Genomic DNA, 17,556 nt, shown 5'->3' on the forward strand with positions numbered 1-17,556 from the left:
GGCATGATCATCGTTAGCCGGCTTTTCAGCCCCTGCGACGACAGTTGTATTACCGATGGATAACCTGTCATAAAAATTGTAGGATCATGTGTCTCTATTGCAAAATGCCATCGCGCCGATCGTGATCGCGATGAAATGCCGTTTGATGCAATCAGTTTCGCGCTCGGCGCATGCTTTCGAAATCCACATCCAAATCACTCTGAAACCTGGTGGGCGGACTCATGGATACTCTCTTCAAAAGCAGCAGCAATTTCGCTTCTCTTTCGCTCAAGGACTTGGTGGAGGCGCGCGATCTCTTCCACTACCATTTGATGAACAAGAAGAATGTGGTGGCGACGGCGCTCGGTCTCTACAGAATTCGCAAGAGCGACCCCTGGCCTTCGAAAGACGAGCAGGCGCTGCGCAAGCGTTCACCGGAGAGCGAACGGCGAACGCTTTTCAACTCGGAAGTACGCCCCTATTCCTGGCCTTGCGTCTATGTGTTCGTCTCCAGTTGGGAATATGAGAAGGATCTGGCGAAACAAGATCCCTCCGATGTCGTTCCTAAGACGCTCTATCTCCCGGACGGGCGGACCGTGCCGGTATGTGTCATCGAAGCGCGCAAACAGCCGCTATCCAAAGACCTGAAGGTCAAGCTCGACACCCGGACGCCGCGCAATCTGCTGGCGCCGGGCTCGGCCATCATCAACGAGGATGGCCAGGGCATGACGCGTCTCGCKACCGCGGGCTGCATCGTGCGCGATAGCGAACGCTATTTCGTGATGACCAATCGGCATGTCGTCGGCGGACCGGGAACGGAGATCAGCGCCTTGCAGACACATCGCCGCCCCAAGATCGGCGTCGCCGCAAAAAAGGGCCTTGGCAGACAGGACTTCCGAACGATCTATCCGAATTTCCCGTCCACGAACCAGCGGCTGCTGATGGATGTCGGATTGGTGGAACTTGACAACATCCTACAATGGAAAACCGAGTTTCCCGGCATCGCGCCCATCGGTTCGGTGCTGGATCTCTATGACAACAGCTTCAGCCTCAAGCTGATCACCATGAAAGTGGTCGGCCAGTCGGCTGTGACCGGCAAAATCAGGGGCGAAATCCACGGCCTGTTCTATCGCTATAAGGCGATGGGTGGATCGGACTATATCAGCGATTTCCTGATCGGGCCGGAAACCTATGGCATCGACAGGGATCGCCTGAAGATCGAGGAAGAAGCTGAAGCGCACGATCGGGCGGAGAATATCAGTCTCGGCGTTCATCATGGCGATTCCGGCACGGTCTTCTTCATCGAACATGCCGAGGAGAGCGACCGCGACCATCCGAAGGATGCCAGGAAGATCACCTATTACCCCTTCGCGCTGTTGTGGGGGAAAGAGGAATTCTTCGAAGGCGGCGAAAGCCTATCCCAGCCCTATGCCCTCGCCACATCCCTCAGCACGGCGCTCGATCACTTGGACCTCGATTTGGTGCGCGACATCAATCTGGATCAGGATTTCATCTGGGGATGGGTCGGGCACTACATCATCGGCCGCTCCCTGCCCTTGTCCGGAGATCTCGTGACGTCACAGACCCTGCAAAGGTTGCTCGACAATAATCTCGATCTGCTGGCGCTCACTCCGGACGACGCGCTCGGCAACGATCCCCGCGTTCTCGAAAAGGATGATACCGAGGTTCATTTCGTGCCGCTGGCCGACGTTCCGGACAATGTCTGGAAAAGCAATGTCAATTTCATCATGGTGGAGGGGCCTGACGGCAAGAAGCAGCGCAAGATCGGACCCGGCAGTCGCGGACAGAATGACAATCCGAACCATTTTGCCGATCTGGACCTTCCCTATCAGAATGGCGAGACGTTTCTCGCCCTCAATCAATCCGCACCGGACACCTACCTCAATCCGGAAGCCTGGATCGACTATTTTGCTTCGATCAAGCCTCAATATGACGCCTGGGCGCAATTGCTCGATCCCAATGCCGATCTGCGCAACAAGCACTGGGGAGCCCTGCCCTTCAGAGTTCATCAGCTATTCGACATCATGGTGAAGGCAGCCAGGGATGGCGACGCGGCGATGTTCCTTTGCGCCGGCGGCGTCCTCATCCACTATATGGGCGATGCCTGCCAACCGCTGCACACCTCCTATCTTTCGCAGGGCGATCCGGCCAAGGTTGTTCCCCGCCCACGGTCACCCAAGATGAAACTGGAAGCCGACGGCGTCCATGTGGGCTACGAAGACGACATGATCGCCTATGGCTATCAGAACAAAAAACTCGGCCAGGAACTCGCACAGCGCATTACAGCTCTCGCAGCCGAGCCGATGCCGGCAATCGCCAATGGCTATGATGCCAGCAAGGCGGTCATTGCTCTGATCGCCGACACGCAAAGGGATATCGCGCCAAGGGATATCGTCGATAAATGGGTTGAGCTTATCGGCCAACCCGCCAAGGAAAAGGCGGCGGCGATGTGGGACGACTTCGGCGACCGCACCATCACCTGCATGGCGCGCGGCACCCGCTATCTGGCGAAGATCTGGCAGGCGGCCTGGGACGCGGGCAATGGCGATGCCGATATCCCGGCAGCGACCGCTGTCACGGAAGCGGCCATCATGGCGCTCTACAACGATCCGGACAAAATGCCGTCGGTAGCGCTCGACCGCTACCCGGCCGATCGGAATGCCGATTGGTCAAAGATAACACGGAACGTGCAGGCATAAGGCGCTGCGACGTTCAGATGAGAACTGAAATCACGCCGCCTTGACGGCGTGATATTCCTTGATGGCGACCATCTTGATAGCCGGATAACGTTCGGATTCGTAGCGCAGCGAAAAGCCGTCCTGGGCGAGGAAGACCGGATCGCCGTCGAGGTCGCGGGCGATGTCGCCACGGCGGGCAGTGACGAATTTGTCGAGGTCGACAGCCTGATCGGCAGATATCCAGCGGCAGACGGAGAAGCGCGACATTTCGAAGGAGACCGGCAGGCCATATTCGGCCATCAGCCGCTCCTTCAGAACGTCGAGCTGCAGTGCGCCGACCACGCCGACGATGGCGGGAGAGCCATCCTCGGGTGAGAAGAGCTGCACCACGCCCTCTTCGGCCATCTGTTGCAGCGCTTCCTTCAGCTTTTTCGCCTTCATCGCGTCTTCAAGGCGGACGCGGCGCAGGATTTCCGGCGAGAAGTTCGGCACACCCTGGAAGACCAGGGATTCGCCTTCCGTCAGCGTGTCGCCGATGCGCAGCGTGCCGTGATTGGGAATGCCGACGACATCGCCAGCATAGGCGGTATCGGCGAGCTGGCGCTGCGAGGCAAAGAAGAATTGCGGTGCGGTCAGGCCAAGCTGCTTGCCGGTGCGCGACAGCCGGGCCTTCATGCCGCGTTCCAGCTTGCCGGAGCAAATGCGCGCGAAGGCGATGCGGTCGCGGTGGTTCGGGTCCATGTTGGCCTGGATCTTGAAGACGAAGGCCGTCATCTTGTCGTCGGTCGCTTGCACGGTCCGGATATCGGCAACCTGATCGCGCGGCGGCGGCGCAAAGTCACCCAATGCGTTGATGAGATCACGAACACCGAAATTGCGAAGAGCCGAGCCGAAGAAAACCGGCGTCATATGGCCTTCCAGGAAGGATTCACGGTCGAAGGGACGGCAGGCTTCGATAGCGAGCTCGGTCTCGTCGATGAAGGCTTGCCGCTCATTTTCCGGCAACCGGTTGGCGATGGCCTGCGGGCCGTTGACCAGGGTCGCCTCTACCTCGGTATCGGAGCCACGGGCGGTATTGTCCGCTAGGTGATAAGAACCGCAGAAGGTCTTCGATCGGCCGATCGGCCAGGTGACCGGAGCGGTGTCCAGCGCCAGCTTTTCTTCCACTTCATCGAGAATTTCAAAGGGATCGCGGCTTTCGCGGTCCATCTTGTTGATGAAGGTGATGATCGGGATGTCGCGCATGCGGCAGACTTCGAACAGCTTCAGCGTCCGCGGCTCGATACCCTTGGCGGCGTCGATGACCATGACGGCGGCATCGACTGCCGTCAGCGTGCGATAGGTATCGTCGGCGAAGTCCTCGTGACCGGGCGTATCGAGAATGTTGAAGACGTTGCCGTCATATTCAAAGGTCATGACCGAGGTCACGACCGAGATGCCGCGCTCGCGCTCGATCTTCATCCAGTCGGACCGCGTCTGCATGCGATCCTTCTTGGCCTTGACCTCGCCGGCAAGCTGAATGGCGCCGCCGAACAGCAGCAGCTTTTCGGTGAGCGTCGTCTTGCCCGCGTCCGGGTGGGCGATAATAGCGAATGTGCGGCGGCGGGAAACCGCCTCGGCGAGACTTTCGGCCATGCTTGTGAAATCCTGTGAATTGCGGCTGTATCTAGCGATTCAAAGGCGCAATTGCAATTGACCTCAGCGGTTCGAGCACAAACTAATGCCGTATGACCATTCACACCGATACGCGCCCGACGCTGAACCTCATCCGCCTGGCCCACGGCCAGAGCCTCGATCTGCCCGCCTACGAGACCAAGGGGGCCGCCGGCATGGACCTGCGCGCGGCCGTCGAGGAAGGTGCGACCCTGACGATCGCACCGGGCAAACGGGCACTGGTGCCGACGGGCTTCATCATGGAGATCCCCGAGGGTTTCGAAGCCCAGATCCGCCCCCGCTCCGGCCTCGCCTTCAAGCACGGTATCACCTGCCTCAACACGCCGGGTACCGTTGACAGCGATTATCGCGGCGAAGTGAAGGTACTGCTCATCAATCTTGGCGAAGAGCCGTTCGACATCACGCGCGGCATGCGCATTGCGCAGATGGTGATTGCGCCGGTCACGCAGGCGCGTGTTGCTGAGATCGCCGAAGTCAGCGAAACCACGCGCGGGGCCGGCGGCTTCGGCTCGACCGGCGTGTGACGGCGGAATTTAACGCGAAAGCGGCGGCAATCGCCGTTTGACCGGGGTCGCCTTGATCATCGATGTATTGGTTTCCGCGCGCTCGGTGATCTTGTCGAGAATGCCGTCAAGCTCACCCATCGAGCGCACCACCAACCGGCCGATGAAACAGTCGTCGCCGGTAACCTTGTCGCATTCGATGAATTCCGGCGTCTCCTGGATAATGCGCTCGACCACATGCAATTGGCCGGGCAGCGGCCGGATGCGCACGATCGCCTGCAGGGGATAACCAACCGCTTCCAGCGCTATATCCACGGTGAAGGCCGCGATGACACCCCGCTCCTCCAGCCGGCGCAGCCGCTCGGCAGCACTCGGCGACGACAGGCCGGCCACTTCGGCCAATTCCTTCAGCGAAATCCGGGCATTGCGCGCCAGGGCGTCCAGCATGCGCTGGTCTATTGTATCGAGCTCCAGAGCTGCATTAGGTATACCCATAACAATGCCTCATATAATTAGGCTGTTTACCCATTAATCTTCATTCAGACTACATCATGCGCTCGCTCGCCGCAATATTATCAGGCTCTGGAAAACGGGAGTCCTGACAATGAACGAGATAAGACGCGGCACAGCGGAAATGACGGCAGCAATGCTGATTTCGGGGACCATCGGCTGGTTCGTGCTGATGTCGGAGCAGCCTGTCACCGGCGTCGTCTTCTGGCGTTGCCTGTTTGGGGCGCTGACTCTTCTTGTCATCTGCGGAGCCATGGGTCTGTTGCGCCCCGGCATTCTCAGCCTGCGGACCTTCGTGATCGCCGTCGGGGGCGGTGTCGCTATCGTCCTCAACTGGCTGCTGCTCTTCGCCGCCTATTCGCATGCCTCGATCTCGATCGCGACGACGGTCTATAATACGCAACCTTTCATGCTGCTCGGCCTCGGCGCACTGTTTCTCGGCGAAAAGATCACGCTCACCAAGCTTTTCTGGCTGGGTCTCGCCTTTGCCGGCATGGCCGTCATCGTCGAAGGCAAGCCGGCGGAAGCAACGGGCGCCGGCAGCTATGCCATCGGCATCCTGTTCTCGCTCGGCGCCGCCTTCTTCTATGCGCTGGCAGCGCTGGCCGCCAAATGGCTGAAGGGCACGCCGCCGCATCTGATTGCACTGATCCAGGTTTCGACGGGCATCCTGATGCTCCTGCCTTTCGCCGACTTTTCCGCCCTGCCGCGCGACGCGGGCGGATGGTCGATCCTCGTCACCATGGGCGTTGTACATACCGGCGTGATGTATGTGCTGCTCTACGGCGCCATCCAGAAGCTGCCGACGCATCTGACCGGGGCGCTGTCTTTCATCTATCCAATCGCCGCCATTGTCGTCGATCGCTTCGCCTTCGGCCATGTGCTCGGCTTGGCACAGATCATCGGTGCCGTGATCATTTTGGCCGCGGCGGCAGGCATGAACCTCGGCTGGACGATCGCCTTGCCGCGTCTTAAAAGCGGTCCTCTTTCAAAGGAAGCCGCTGAATGATCACTTCAGGCAGCCCGTGTTCTGATCTAGCGCTGCGCCTCGAAGGCCATGCGCATGGCAAGCCCCGCAAGCACCGTGCCCATCAGCCAGCGCTGCACCAGCATGAAGGACGGGCGGCTTGAGAAGAACAGCGCGACGGAACCGGCCGTCAGCGCGAAGATGGAGTTGAGCGTCACGCTGACGGCAATGTGGGTGAAGCCGAAAATGACGGACTGGCTGAAGACGCTACCGTTCGCGGGATCGATGAACTGCGGCAGCAGTGAAAGATAGAGGACCGCGACCTTCGGGTTCAGCAGGCTGGTCACCAGGCCCATAGCGAAGAGTTTGCGCGGCCCATCCTTCGGGAGATCGCGGACCTGAAAGGCGGAACGGCCGCCCGGCTTCAACGCATTCCAGGCAAGCCAGGCGAGATAGGCCGCGCCGACGAGACGCAGCGCGTCATAGGCAAAGGGCACGGCGAACAGGAAGGCCGTGATGCCGAGCGCGGCCGAAAGCATGTAGAAGACGAAGCCGAGTGCCACGCCGCCGAGCGAGATCAGCCCGGCCGCCGGCCCCTGCGAGATCGATCGCGACACCAGATAAATCATGTTTGGCCCGGGCGTTACCACCATTCCGACGGCGATCAGGGCAAAGGTGATGATACTGGTCAGATGCGGCATGGAGGTCTCCGGCGGGGGAAATAAATTTAAAAGGCAATTTGGGCGGTCGGGATAAGCTTGATCTCATGCGGGCCGGCATCGAAGCCGTCCAGCAGCATATTGTGATGAGCGATGATCGCCTCGAATGTCAGCTTGCCCATATCGGCGGTCGTATGACCATCCGAGAGCAACGTCACGTCGAAGCCGAGCGAAACGGCACGTCGTGCGGTGGTATCGACACAGAATTGCGTCATGCAGCCGCCGATGACGAGATGGGTGATCCCCTTTGCGCGGAGGCGCGCCTCCAGATCGGTCTCGAAGAAGGAATCGCAGCTCGTCTTATGCACCACGACATCGCCGGCTTCCGGCGCGATTTCGCGGCGCAACTGCCAGCCTTCGCCACGCTTGGCCAGACGATGCGTTCCCTGGCCGTCATGCTGCACGATGAAGGAAGGAATGCCGGCGGCGCGGGCTTTGTGTTTCAGTTCCGCAAGCCGGGCCACGACACCTTCCAGAGCGGCGTCGATCACCGGCTGGCGCTCTGGCGTGCCGAGGCCGGTCAATATGGCATTCTGAAGGTCGATCAGGAGCAATGCGGACGACATGAGAGCCTTATGCAACACGGTTTCGACGGGCCGTTAACTCTTGGTAGTATGTTCGCGCCGTTTGCGCAATCGCTTGAAAAGGCAGGAGCGGTGCGATAGAGCAATGAGCTATCCTGGGAGGAACGGACCATGACGCTCGCAACTCTGCTCGCCTATAGCGGTGCGCTTTTCATTGCGGCAGCAATTCCCGGTCCAGGCATTACGGCGATCGTTGCCCGCGCGCTTGGTTCCGGCTTTCGCGAGACCTTCTTCATGGGCCTCGGCCTCGTGCTCGGCGACACAATCTACCTGACGGCGGTCATTCTCGGCCTCGCTTTCGTGGCGCAGACCTTCACGGAGATCTTCATCGTCATCAAGGTCGCCGGTGCGCTTTATCTCGGCTACATTGCCTGGAAGCTCTGGACGGCCGGGCTGCTCTCCACCGATGTCACGGCAAAAAAATCGACCAGCGTCGGCATGTCCTTCCTGTCCGGACTGCTGGTGACGCTCGGCAATCCAAAGACCATGCTGTTTTACGTGGCACTCGTGCCAACCCTGATCGATATCGGCAGCATTGGGCTTCGCGAATATGCCATTCTGCTCGCGGCGACCTTCGTCGTGCTTCTGGTGGTGCTGATCCCCTATATGCTGCTCGCTTCCCGCGCCCGCACTTTCCTTAAGCGGCCGAAAGCACTGCAGATTTTGAACCGGGTCGCCGCCAGCATTCTCGCCGGCACGGCAGCCTTCATCGCCACCCGGGCCGCCTGAAAAAACCTTTCCCGATAAAACCCTATGCGGAATTCTTTTCTCGCGGTGGGGGATCGGCAAAGTGATCTCATTCTGGTTTCCGGCAGCGTTTGATCTTATTGTGCCTCTACGATTCCAATAAAGGGGGAGCTACCCATGTCCGACACCCGCAAACCAGGCCGCGGCCGCGTCTATGCCTCGATCACCGACACCATCGGTGACACGCCGATCGTACGTCTCGACAAGCTGGCCAAGGAGAAGGGCGTCAAGGCCAACCTTTTGGCGAAGCTCGAGTTCTTCAACCCGATCGCCTCCGTCAAGGACCGTATCGGCGTCGCCATGATCGAGAGCCTGGAAGCGCAGGGCAAGATCACCCCCGGCCGGAGCGTGCTGGTCGAGCCGACCTCCGGCAATACCGGCATCGCACTCGCTTTCGCCGCCGCTGCCAAGGGTTACCGGCTGATCCTCACCATGCCGGAAACGATGTCGATCGAGCGCCGCAAGATGCTGCTCCTGCTCGGCGCCGAGCTGGTGCTGACCGAAGGTCCGAAGGGCATGAAGGGCGCGATCGCCAAGGCGGAGGAACTTGCCGCGACGTTGCCTGACGCCATCATCCCCCAGCAGTTCGAAAACCCGGCCAACCCGGAAATCCATCGCAAGACGACAGCAGAGGAAATCTGGAACGATACGGACGGCCAGGTCGACATCTTCGTATCCGGCATCGGTACCGGCGGCACGATCACCGGTGTCGGCCAGGTGCTGAAAGCCCGCAATCCGAACATCAAGGTCGTTGCCGTCGAGCCAGCCGACTCGCCGATCCTCTCCGGTGGCAATCCCGGTCCGCATAAGATCCAAGGCATCGGCGCCGGCTTCGCCCCGAAGATTCTCGACACGCACATCTATGACGAGATCGTCACCGTCACCAATGACGAGGCGTTCCAGCAGGCACGTCACATCGCCAGGCTCGAAGGCGTGCCGGTCGGCATCTCCTCCGGTGCGGCACTGGCGGCTGCGATCAAGATCGGCCAACGTCCGGAAAACGAAGGCAAAAATATCGTCGTCATCATCCCCTCCTTTGCCGAGCGCTATCTCTCGACGGCGCTGTTCGAGGGTCTGGGCGGCTGATACGGCCTGCTTCGATCGTCAGCTATCGAAAGGGCGCTGCGGCGCCCTTTGTCATTTCAGCCGCTTGATTTACGCCGCCGCGGTCAGCCGTTCGCCGGCAATGCGGTAGGAAATGGCTTCTGCGAGATGGATGCGCCCAACAGTTTGCTTGTCGTCGAGATCGGCGAGCGTGCGGGCCATCTTAAGGATGCGATAATTTCGTACTGGGCTGCTGGAAATGCTCTGGAAGCACTTTCCTCCGTGAGATGTTGGAAGTCTTTATAAAACCTACCAGTGATTAAATCGCCGTCAATTTCGATCTTAGATGGAAACTTGCGATGAAATTACTTAGACTATAGCTTGGCTTCTGAATGTGGGGGACAAATGATTAGCGCGAAAATTCGTATTAAAGTCGGCTCGATGGAACTCGAATATGAAGGCGATCCTGCGTTTCTGACAGGCGGCATCGAGGCTCTGCTGACGACCATGGGTGATTTGGCGGGACGTATACCGAACGAGCCCGCTCAAGCGGCGGGTATAGCAATCGCGAATAGCCCGCCAAGCGAACTAGCTGGGTTTCATTTCTCAACTAACACCATCGCCGCCCATCTCGATGCTAAGACCGGCCCTGAACTTGTCATATGCGCGATGGCACAACTCGAACTCGTTCAAGGAAAATCTTCATCCAGTCGGAGCGAAATACTTGCGGAGATGAAAAGCGCGACAACTTACTTCAACACGAACATTGCTAGTAATTTGAGTAAGAGCCTAAGCAATCTGACGAAAGCTAAGCGCATCAATCAAGTAGGAGCAGGGTCGTATTCTCTTAGCGCCTCTGAAAAGAAAAAGGTTGAGGTCAAGGTTGCTGAAATCGACTGAACTTAAAGACTGGCTCCATAAAAACCTTGACCGGCTAGACAAGCTCCTTTTGGTCCTTGCAACTCAGGACACTCCCATCAGCGTTTCAAAATTGATCGAAGTAGCGGAAAGCGCGGGTTTTCGAGAACCCAAAAAATGGAACGTGTCGGCAATACTTACTGGTTCCAAAGGCAAGGCCATTAGAACTAGTGGTTGGGAGCTCACGTCCGAAGGTAAGATGCATCTCCGTGCTCTGGGCGTGGCTTCGATCAGCCCCGCCGCCATGCAAGTTGCAACCGATCTTCGGCACCATCTATCCAAGGTCGTGGACGCTCAGACGCGAAACTTTGTTGAGGAAGCGATTAAGTGCCACGAGGCAGAACTCTATCGCTCGGCCATAGTCATGTCGTGGCTCGGTGCCATGGATGTACTTCAGAAACATGTTCTCCTCAATCACCTTGCAGGTTTCAACACCGAAGCGACACGCGTCAATAGCAAATGGAAGATGGCGCTAACCTAAGATGATATCGGAAGAATGGGCGAGAGCGATTTTCTCGATCGGATTGAGGCCCTTTCGATTATCGGCAAGAATGTTAAGGCACAATTGAAAGGCTGCCTTGATTTACGCAACGGATGCGGCCATCCGAACAGCTTGAAAGTTTCTGTAAACAAGTCTGCGGCCCATATCGAGACCCTGTTGCAAAACGTCTTCGAGAAATTTTCGTAGTTGCAGCAAAAAATTTGAAAGAATGTGAAGCCGTCGCCTCAAATCAATGAGCGGTCTGCACGTTGCCGGAGATTGTAGGAAGGGTACCACAGCGCCCTTTGTCATTTCAGCCGCTTGATTTACGCCGCCGCGGTCAGCCGTTCGCCGGCAATGCGGTAGGAAATGGCTTCTGCGAGATGGATGCGCCCAACAGTTTGCTTGTCGTCGAGATCGGCGAGCGTGCGGGCCACTTTCAGCACGCGATGATAGCCGCGGGCGGAAAACTTCATCTTCTCCGCCGCGTCGCGCAGCAATTGCAAGCCGGCGGCGTCGGGCTCGGCGATCGTCTCGATCATCGATGTCGAGCAGCGGGCATTCGTGGATATTCCCTTCATGCCGGCAGCCTCGAAACGTTCGCGCTGCCGTTCGCGGGCGCGAGCAACACGAAGCGCGACATCGGCGCTCTTTTCGGCCGTCGTCGGCCGAATGAGATCGGCCGCGGAAACGGCGGGCACGTCGAGACGAATATCGATACGATCCAGCAGTGGTCCGGATATGCGGCCCTGATAATCCGCGACGCAACGCGGGCCACGGGCGCAGGTGTGACCCGGCTCGCCGGCCATGCCGCAACGGCAGGGATTCATCGCCGCAACCAATTGGATGCTGGCGGGATAGGAAACGCGATGATTGGCCCTGGCGATGACGCATTCGCCAGATTCCAGCGGCTGGCGTAGCGCGTCCAGCGCCTGCGGCGAAAACTCGGGAAGCTCGTCGAGAAACAAGACGCCATGGTGCGCCAGCGAAACCTCGCCGGGGCGGGCACGCATACCGCCGCCGACCAGCGCCGCCATGGTGGCGGAATGATGCGGCGTGCGATAGGGCCGGCGGTCGGAGAGCTTTCCGCCCGAGAGTTGACCGGCAACGGAATGGATCATCGACACTTCCAGCAGCTCCGCCGTAGACAATGGCGGCAGAATGGACGGCAGGCGCGACGCCAGCATCGACTTGCCGGAACCGGGCGGACCAACAAAAAGCATCCTATGTTGCATGTAACCACTTGTAATGATAGTGAAGCTTATGGTCAAAGCATTTTCCTACATACGCTTCTCTACCCCTGAGCAAGCTAAGGGCGACAGCCTGCGGCGACAGTTGGACAATGCCCGAAAGTTTGCGGAATCCCATAATTTGATTCTCGATGACTCACTGCGTGACGAGGGTGTGTCAGCATTTCGAGGAAGGAATAGAAATAACGGCAGTCTTGGCGCTTTCCTCAAGAAAGTCGAAGATGGTACGGTTCCATCTGGCTCCTACCTGATTGTTGAAAATCTCGACCGCCTTTCGCGACAAGAGGTGCACGTAGCGTTGCGCCTCTTTTTGATGCTGATCGAACATGGGATTGTTCTCGCTACGCTCTCGGATGGTAAGATTTATTCAGGTACCACGATTGCAACTAATCCAACCGATTTGATTGTCAGCATCGCGCTGATGATGCGTTCGCATGACGAATCCGCGACCAAATCCATGCGCCTTAAGGAAATTTGGGAGAAAAAGCGATCACGAGCGAGTGCAAGCGGTACTGCGATGACGAAAGTCTGCCCCGGGTGGTTGGAAAAGACCGGAAATAGTTATGTCGCCATCAAGGGGCGCGACCTCGTGGTAAGGCGAATATTCGATTTGGCAATCGAAGGCGTAGGTACGCGTTCAATCGCGAAACAACTAAACTCCTCCCGCGAGCCGACCTGGAGCGTTAAGAAAGGTAAGAAATCCATCTGGTATGATTCTTACATCAAAAAAATCTTGGAAAATCCTGCCGTCTATGGAGAGTATACTCCAAGAAGCAAAAGGGCTGGAGGTTCCGATGCAACGGCGGGCGAACCGATTCAAGGCTACTTTCCGGCGGTTGTTGACCGGGAGACATTTTTCCGAGCAAAGGCGGCTTTGACTACGCGAGTGACCAGCAACGTTCGGTCGCCTGTTGGCAAGCACCGCAACATATTGACCGGGCTTATCAAATGTTCGGAGTGCGGTTCTGGCCTGCACTACATCGACAAAGGGAAACGCGGGGGTAGACCATATCTTCGCTGCACCAAGTCATTGCTTAGTAACGCCTGCAGTCACAGTGAGAAATATGATTACCAGACTATCGAGGCACAGGCTGTTCTGCTTACATCAACCCATCAGCATCTAGGTAGCGGTAGCGAGGCCGAGCATCATACGGTGCTCAAGCTTGAGATTGAAGAGACAAGGACGCGCATAGAAAAACTGGTCGATGCCGTCGAGCGTGGTGGAATGAGCCAAGCTTTGCAGCGAAGGCTGACCTCTGCCGAAGGTCATTTGAAAGACCTGGAGACGCGGCTCGGGGCTGTCGAGGTTCGGGCACAACGCGAATCGCTCGGTAACAGATTGCGTCAAGGAAGACGCGAGGTTGCCACGTTGACGATCCAGTTGAGGCAACAGCCGGACGATCTTGAACTGCGCAAGCGAGCCACAACGATGGTTCGGGGGATCATCAAGGAAATAAAACTATCGCCGCGCACTTATGAGTGCACTTGGGTCCTCGGGGGTGGATTTGCGACCGGAATTTACCAATCCGAACACGTGGAAGCAGAGATTCAGCGTTACCTTAATGGACCTGAACCAGCGCTCAATCCAACCAAACGACAAGTTATATCGCCAACTTTCTATGCTGCGGAGCACTTTGCACTCGTCGACGCAGAAATTGAAGCTGCGAAACAAAATCAGGGCTAGGTAGCGACGACCTCTCCAGTAAGTTCGCGGAACGCGCGGATGCCGTTCCTCTGAATTTCAACTTTCAATGCCGCTGCCGCACCGGGCAGCCGCGACTTGCGAACCAGGCGCTTTTCCGTGGTTCCATGCATCTGCACATAGACCGCTGCTACGTAGCACAAGATGCCGCCGTTTTGGTCCATTTGGCAGACCTCTACGATCTCAATGTTAACCGTCAAACCCCGGATTTTTGTGATCGTTTGCTTCATCTAAAATCTTCCTTTCCATTTGATTTCATTGAAGATTTTATAGCAGAAATCGAGACTATTGAGAATCCTTGCGGGAAGAAAGATGTCGGTTATGGGATGGTATTCGTGAACAGGTTCGGTCGAATTTTAATGGATTTTGAAAGGGGCGCTCACCCAGTTTGGAACGCCAAAGAGCGGGAGGCGGGTCACGAAAAATCGACGCGAGTAGTGCGGGAGCGAAGCGACACGGTCGTGTCTATTTTTCTTGACGCGACGGAGCGACCTAATCCTTGCGCCTGGAAGCAGGAGGAAAAGGCCGAAGGCCGCCCCTTCCCTGCTTCCCGAGCTCGGGCGGACCAGCGGGGGTAGCAGAGCCGAAGGCGACGCGAGGGGCCGCGCCCCTTAGCCGAAGATGGCTTGACGCCGATTCGATTTCCTCTGACCATTGAAAAAGACGCCATCACAGGGCGGGAACCCTCCGGCGTCTCTTATGTTGCTGTTTAATAAAGATGAACGATTTTATGTTTATTGTAAAGCTCCCATTGACGACTGAGTGACCGCCGGGCTGGCACATAGCCCAGCCCAAAAAAACCAGCCTCCTCATTTTCCGAATTTCAATGTTGACATTATTTCGGAGCCGCTCGGCTCCAGCCGCCGCACATCAAAAACCAATTCCACTCTCAAGCTCTTTGACGATCAGGCAAACGACCCGCACGTAGGCGGTGAGCGGGCCGTCCGTGCTGCCGTTTCAGCTCGCCTTAAGACCGAGATAGCAAGGCCGCAGGCCGCGCAGTCGACAGCCGCAGGCCGGTCGCTCGATAAAGGAGACGCTACGTTGACACCGGCAGGTGTCGACTTAGGGGCGACGTCACAGGAAAAAGAATCCCAACAAATCAAACGATGGCGGCTGAAGCATACGGTCGCCAATGTTCTGCGCGCAGCAACACCAACAGGCGGAAAAACTCCGGGGGTCTGCAAATGCGGGACAGCGAAACGCACGGCTGACGGGGAAACGCCATTCGTGACGTTTTACAATCAGGACGGAAAACCCGGAATCAAGGGAGTTTATTACTGCGACTCTCCTTGGCTGTGCCCGACTTGCGCGCCGAGGTGCGCCGCTGAGCGGGCGGAGAGTGTGCAGCGCGTCTTCGACGCGACCGAAAGGAAAGGCGGGCAAGTCGTCTTTGTCACCCTAACCGTTCGCCACGGCCCGGAAGATAGTTTGAAGGACCTCAAGAAGCTAGTAACTGAGGCTTGCCGGAAGGCAAGGCAGGGCAAGCCGTGGGCGCTTGCTGTGAAGCGCCACGATATTCAAGGGGTCATGGTCGGTCCGGAAGTAACATGGAGCAAAAAGGCCGGTTGGCATTTTCATCTCCATCTTGCTGTGCCGATGGTCGAAAAAGCCAATGGTGAAAAAACCGCTGAGGAACGGGCTAAGGAAGCGGGTGAATGGATCATCAACCGCTATCTCTCTTACATTCGAAACGAGGGCGGCAAGGTCAAACGGCGCTATTGCAAGTCAAAAGAGGGCGAGCCTGCGGCCCTGCGGGAAGCGCAAGACGTGCAAGTGGTTTGGCGGCGGGAAGACCTTGGCGATTACCTTGCAAAGGGTTCCGGGGCTTGGGAAGTGGCTGCGGCTGGCGCGACCAAGACCCGCACGAAAAACCGTCGGATCGGCGGAATGACACCTTGGGACATCGCAGCGCTTGCCGGTAAGGGTGACGCGCAAGCCGCAGCACGGTTTGTTGAATATGCTAGGGTCATGCCCGGCACGAAGTCGTGCGTGATCACAAAAGGGCTCGCCGACAAGCTCGGCATTGTGTCGAACGAGGATAACACAGAATCTGACCAGCAGGCCGAAGAGGACGACGGCAAAATTGTCGTCGGCAGCTTGGAAACACGGCGATGGCATAAAGTTCTGAGGAACGGATATGCAGCCGACGTTTTGAGGGCGGTCGGCGATCTCCGACCATGGTCGCAGATTGACAGTATGGTGCGGCTTTGCTTGGGCGAGGAGGACAGTCCGTCCGTTGAGCCAGTGGGGCAGCCGTACGATGACACAATCTGGGACGAGCTGTGTGTGAAGTTACCGGCGGTGCGGATTGTCAAGCCACCAAGCACTTACGCGCCGGGCTTGGATGATCTCGTCGACGAGATCAACCGCACTGCGGTGTTGCAATTCCACGGCAACAAAGGTCGGGCGATGCAGTCCGCCTTCGACGCGCACCGGGCGGCAGCGGATGCAGCCAAGCTGCCATGCGTATTTCCGCAGTTCTCGGAAATCTGGCAGGCGCTTGCGGCTTAAGGATCGCCTCCCCGGCGATGGAGGGGCCCTCGGCGAGGTCTCCCCGGCAGGGGTCCCCAGACGGGGCAGACGTCAATAACCGCAGCGCATTGGCTTAGTCTGTCACTAATACAATGCGGTTTCTTGCATCTCGGGCGTCCATGATTTGAGCAAAACGGAGGCCTCTTTTGTGGGTTTTCAATTCGTTCATTTTGGCGCTTTTTCTCGTAAGGGCAATAAACAAGGCCAGTCTACTGACTTCGTTTTTGGTGAGGCTGAACGACGGCCAAACGCCAGTCTTCATGTTTCCAACCCCGCGCCGCCTGAAGTCGTTTTCGGTCTGGCTGTTTCAGAAGTCAGGGCGCTTCACGATGAACGTGCGGCGGACGCGAAGGACATAATGAAGAACGGCAGGAGCCGTGCGATTCGCTCGACACAAATGACTCTCGCCACCGTTATCGCAAGTCATCCTCTCACGGTTGAGGAGGTCCGTGCCGATCCGGCCAAAGCTGCGGAAGTCAAAGAATGGGAGCGTCGGACTGTTGAGTGGTTGCAAAGTCAATTCGGCGATCAGCTTGTTTCAGTCGTCCGACACGTAGACGAACGACATTGTCACCTTCATAGCTACATTTTGCCTGCGAACGGCATGATGAAGGCAGTTGAAATTCATCCGGGCCATGTGGCAAAGGCCGCCGTGATGGCTGAGGGGCCACGGTTCGGAGAGGATGATAAAGCTCTAAATAAGCGCGGCGATAAGGCCTATCGTGCCGTCATGCGTCAGTGGCAGGACGACTATTATCAGAATGTCGGCGCTCCGTGCGGTTTGACCAGAATAGGCCCGCAAGTTCGGCGGTTGAAGCGGGCGGAATGGCAAGCAGAAACGCAGGCGGCGCAGGCGCTGAAAAACTCATTGGCTGAGGCTGCGACTGTTGATGCGAAGCGCGACGAATTTGTCAAAAAGACAAAACAGGATGCCGGAAAGTTTGTTGAGCAGACGAAAATAAAAGCTGCGGCGATTCATGCCGCCGCCGATCTAGAAAAACAAGTGTCAATGCCGGATGAAATTTCCCCAGAAGTGCCGAAGTAAAATTCCCCAATTATGCCGCCCCGGACGACGAGGAGAATTGGGTATTTTTCGGCGGTCTGCCGCGAGGTCGTGATGGTGGGGCAAAGGACGGAGGCGTTATCAATGCTTTCGAGCGAACATGTTCAGGCATCAATTCGGCATGTTGGCGCAGCCTGTAACTTGATCCTTCGATCTGAACGACGACGGCATGATGCAAAAG

16 protein-coding genes and 3 pseudogenes are annotated in these 17,556 nt (G+C 57.5%); 11 read left to right on the forward strand and 8 right to left on the reverse strand.

Translation table 11 applies throughout. From position 1 onward, the window contains the following. The first annotated feature begins 221 nt into the window (after positions 1–221). A complete protein-coding gene (locus QD357_RS14240; protein ID WP_107106757.1) occupies positions 222–2,699 on the forward strand; it encodes a hypothetical protein in 2,478 nt (825 codons plus the stop codon). Positions 2,700–2,729: 30 nt separating this feature from the next. Here the strand turns inward: QD357_RS14240 and QD357_RS14245 are convergent, their stop codons facing one another. Further along, entirely contained in the window at positions 2,730–4,313 is a 1,584-nt protein-coding gene (locus tag QD357_RS14245) for a peptide chain release factor 3 (RefSeq protein WP_107106756.1), read from the reverse strand. 92 nt (positions 4,314–4,405) lie between these two features. On the opposite strand from QD357_RS14245, the gene dut reads away from it, so the two are divergent. Beyond that, on the forward strand, positions 4,406–4,876 hold the full coding sequence (gene dut, locus QD357_RS14250) for a dUTP diphosphatase (RefSeq protein ID WP_107106755.1): 471 nt from the start codon (positions 4,406–4,408) through the stop codon (positions 4,874–4,876). 9 nt (positions 4,877–4,885) lie between these two features. On the opposite strand, the gene QD357_RS14255 is transcribed toward dut, so the two are convergent. Next, on the reverse strand, positions 4,886–5,350 hold the full coding sequence (locus QD357_RS14255; protein WP_107106754.1) for an Lrp/AsnC family transcriptional regulator: 465 nt from the start codon (positions 5,348–5,350) through the stop codon (positions 4,886–4,888). Positions 5,351–5,459: 109 nt separating this feature from the next. Here QD357_RS14255 and QD357_RS14260 point away from each other — a divergent pair, with 109 nt between their 5' ends. Next, a complete protein-coding gene (locus tag QD357_RS14260) occupies positions 5,460–6,374 on the forward strand; it encodes a DMT family transporter (protein WP_107106753.1) in 915 nt (304 codons plus the stop codon). A 26-nt stretch (positions 6,375–6,400) separates the two neighbouring features. Here QD357_RS14260 and QD357_RS14265 read toward each other — a convergent pair whose 3' ends face one another. Together QD357_RS14265 and QD357_RS14270 are read right to left on the reverse strand one after the other, a co-directional pair. Beyond that, positions 6,401–7,033 (reverse strand): LysE family translocator, encoded by a 633-nt coding sequence (locus tag QD357_RS14265; RefSeq protein WP_107106752.1) that lies wholly within the window; start codon positions 7,031–7,033, stop codon positions 6,401–6,403. A gap of 26 nt (positions 7,034–7,059) precedes the next feature. Then, positions 7,060–7,617, reverse strand: a complete 558-nt coding sequence (locus tag QD357_RS14270; RefSeq protein ID WP_107106751.1) for a cysteine hydrolase family protein — start codon at positions 7,615–7,617, stop codon at positions 7,060–7,062. Between the two features lie 129 nt (positions 7,618–7,746). Between QD357_RS14270 and QD357_RS14275 the strand changes: the two genes are divergently transcribed. Both QD357_RS14275 and cysK read left to right on the forward strand, forming a co-directional pair. Continuing rightward, complete coding sequence (locus tag QD357_RS14275) at positions 7,747–8,364, forward strand: LysE family translocator (protein WP_107106750.1); 618 nt, start codon at positions 7,747–7,749, stop codon at positions 8,362–8,364. A gap of 135 nt (positions 8,365–8,499) precedes the next feature. Continuing rightward, on the forward strand, positions 8,500–9,468 hold the full coding sequence (gene cysK / locus QD357_RS14280; protein ID WP_107106749.1) for a cysteine synthase A: 969 nt from the start codon (positions 8,500–8,502) through the stop codon (positions 9,466–9,468). A gap of 69 nt (positions 9,469–9,537) precedes the next feature. Here the strand turns inward: cysK and QD357_RS14285 are convergent. After that, positions 9,538–9,663: pseudogene (locus QD357_RS14285) on the reverse strand (ATP-binding protein); the annotation flags it as partial. A 168-nt stretch (positions 9,664–9,831) separates the two neighbouring features. Here QD357_RS14285 and QD357_RS14290 point away from each other — a divergent pair. From QD357_RS14290 to QD357_RS14300, 3 genes are read left to right on the forward strand one after another with little or no spacing between them, the layout of a single operon-like run. Beyond that, complete coding sequence (locus QD357_RS14290; protein ID WP_107106748.1) at positions 9,832–10,326, forward strand: hypothetical protein; 495 nt, start codon at positions 9,832–9,834, stop codon at positions 10,324–10,326. Next, the gene (locus QD357_RS14295) at positions 10,310–10,825 is read left to right on the forward strand and encodes a hypothetical protein (RefSeq protein ID WP_414124455.1); all 516 of its coding nucleotides are present in this window, start codon (positions 10,310–10,312) and stop codon (positions 10,823–10,825) included. Before QD357_RS14290 ends, QD357_RS14295 begins: the two co-directional genes overlap by 17 nt. A 15-nt stretch (positions 10,826–10,840) precedes the next feature. Then, positions 10,841–11,032 carry a hypothetical protein gene (locus QD357_RS14300; RefSeq protein ID WP_414124457.1) on the forward strand — a complete coding sequence of 64 codons (192 nt, stop codon included), beginning with the start codon at positions 10,841–10,843 and terminating at the stop codon, positions 11,030–11,032. Positions 11,033–11,151: 119 nt separating this feature from the next. Here the strand turns inward: QD357_RS14300 and QD357_RS14305 are convergent. After that, positions 11,152–12,054: pseudogene (locus QD357_RS14305) on the reverse strand (YifB family Mg chelatase-like AAA ATPase); the annotation flags it as partial. 34 nt (positions 12,055–12,088) lie between these two features. Here QD357_RS14305 and QD357_RS14310 point away from each other — a divergent pair. Then, positions 12,089–13,759 (forward strand): recombinase family protein, encoded by a 1,671-nt coding sequence (locus QD357_RS14310; protein ID WP_414124458.1) that lies wholly within the window; start codon positions 12,089–12,091, stop codon positions 13,757–13,759. Here QD357_RS14310 and QD357_RS14315 read toward each other — a convergent pair. Beyond that, positions 13,756–14,007 (reverse strand): hypothetical protein, encoded by a 252-nt coding sequence (locus tag QD357_RS14315; RefSeq protein ID WP_414124459.1) that lies wholly within the window; start codon positions 14,005–14,007, stop codon positions 13,756–13,758. The genes QD357_RS14310 and QD357_RS14315 overlap by 4 nt on opposite strands. Positions 14,008–14,539: 532 nt before the next feature. Here QD357_RS14315 and QD357_RS14320 point away from each other — a divergent pair. Further along, positions 14,540–16,291, forward strand: coding sequence for a protein rep (locus tag QD357_RS14320; RefSeq protein ID WP_414124460.1), 1,752 nt, complete (start codon positions 14,540–14,542; stop codon positions 16,289–16,291). Positions 16,292–16,460: 169 nt separating this feature from the next. Then, complete coding sequence (locus tag QD357_RS14325; protein WP_414124461.1) at positions 16,461–17,357, forward strand: hypothetical protein; 897 nt, start codon at positions 16,461–16,463, stop codon at positions 17,355–17,357. A gap of 10 nt (positions 17,358–17,367) precedes the next feature. Here the strand turns inward: QD357_RS14325 and QD357_RS14330 are convergent. Then, a pseudogene (locus QD357_RS14330) lies at positions 17,368–17,556 on the reverse strand (AAA family ATPase); the annotation flags it as partial.

The sequence above is a fragment of the Rhizobium sp. BR 317 genome (assembly GCF_047445835.1).
GTDB classification, from domain to species: Bacteria; Pseudomonadota; Alphaproteobacteria; order Rhizobiales; family Rhizobiaceae; genus Rhizobium; species Rhizobium paranaense.